The organism is Priestia sp. TGN 0903 (assembly GCF_050846855.1).
Lineage (GTDB): Bacteria > Bacillota > Bacilli > Bacillales > Bacillaceae_H > Priestia > Priestia zanthoxyli.
Genome location: NZ_JBOZGL010000034.1, coordinates 1 through 1,052, shown reverse-complemented (window position 1 = coordinate 1,052; position 1,052 = coordinate 1). Strand labels below are relative to the sequence as shown.

Sequence of the window (1,052 nt, the reverse complement as noted above, 5' to 3'; positions counted from 1 at the left end):
TGACCGTCCCGACGCTGGACGGGTCACTCTCATCACCACGATCTAAGGAGGCACGGGATGCCGACCACACCGATCTATGGACTCCGGACGCCGGAGTTGGCGGACGCAAACAACGTCCCGGCAGATATGGCCCTGCTGGCTCAGGGCACCGAAAATGCGCTGTCGTCGCTGTCTCCGTCGTGGTCGTCATACGCCGTGGCGTGGTCGCAGAGCGACGGCACCACCCTCTCGATCGGAAACGGCACGCTGGAGGGTCGCTGGATGCAGGTGGGGCGTCTGGTGCACGCCTCGGTGTCGATGGGGCGAGGCTCGACCACCAATCTCGGGTCGGCGGCGTGGGTGTGGTCGATGCCGGTCAACGCCAGGGCCTGGGCGATGGTCGCTGGCGTGGGGTGGCTGGCGCGTGGCGGGTCTGAGTATCCGCTGACGGTGAGGCCGGTGGGCCCTGGCCGTGTGGTTGCGCTGATCCCGTCCGGGCGGATCTCCAACAACAACCCTGGTGGGTGGGCGTCGGGCGACTCGCTGTTTTTCACGATGACCTACGAGGTGTGATGATGGCTGATCGGATCACGTGGCGCGGCTCCCTGCTGTCGCCCCGCACTCGGGACGCACTGATCGAGGCCGAGCGGCTGGCTGCCGCGATGCCCGAGTTCCGTGGCTGGCGGGACGGGTGGATCATCCGCCCCGGTCAGGGGTCGTGGCAGCCACGCAGCCCCTACTCGGGCTCGACCCACACCGGAGACGGCGTGGTCGACCTGTCGATCCGCCACCACCTCACCCCACCGCAGCGCAAGGCGGTGCTGAGGGCGTGTCGGCAGGTCGGGTTCGCGGCATGGCATCGGATGCCGTCCCGCTCATGGGTGGAGCATCACCATCTGGTGCTCATGCCCCCCGACCAGACCACCAACACAGAGGGGCTGGCTGCGTCGGCGATGGTGCAGGTGTCGCACTACCGGCGTGGCCTCGACGGGCTCGTCGGCAAGGACCGCGACCCGGACCCGTGGAGACCGTCCCCGCTCCTGTCGTGGGAGCAGTACCAGCAGCGCACCGAC

The 1,052-nt window shown here is 68.5% G+C and carries 2 protein-coding genes; both read left to right on the top strand.

All coding sequences use genetic code 11. From position 1 onward, the window contains the following. The first annotated feature begins 57 nt into the window (after positions 1 to 57). The gene (locus tag ACRPLY_RS26765; protein ID WP_432232223.1) at positions 58 to 552 is read left to right on the top strand and encodes a hypothetical protein; all 495 of its coding nucleotides are present in this window, start codon (positions 58 to 60) and stop codon (positions 550 to 552) included. A gap of 2 nt (positions 553 to 554) precedes the next feature. After that, on the top strand, positions 555 to 1,052 hold a 498-nt coding region (locus ACRPLY_RS26760), incomplete at its 3' end, for a hypothetical protein (RefSeq protein WP_432232222.1).

Excerpts from the sequence above, each read along its gene's own strand:
- ACRPLY_RS26765 (WP_432232223.1), top strand. The coding sequence starts at position 58 with ATGCCGACCACACCGATCTATGGACTCCGGACGCCGGAGTTGGCGGAC.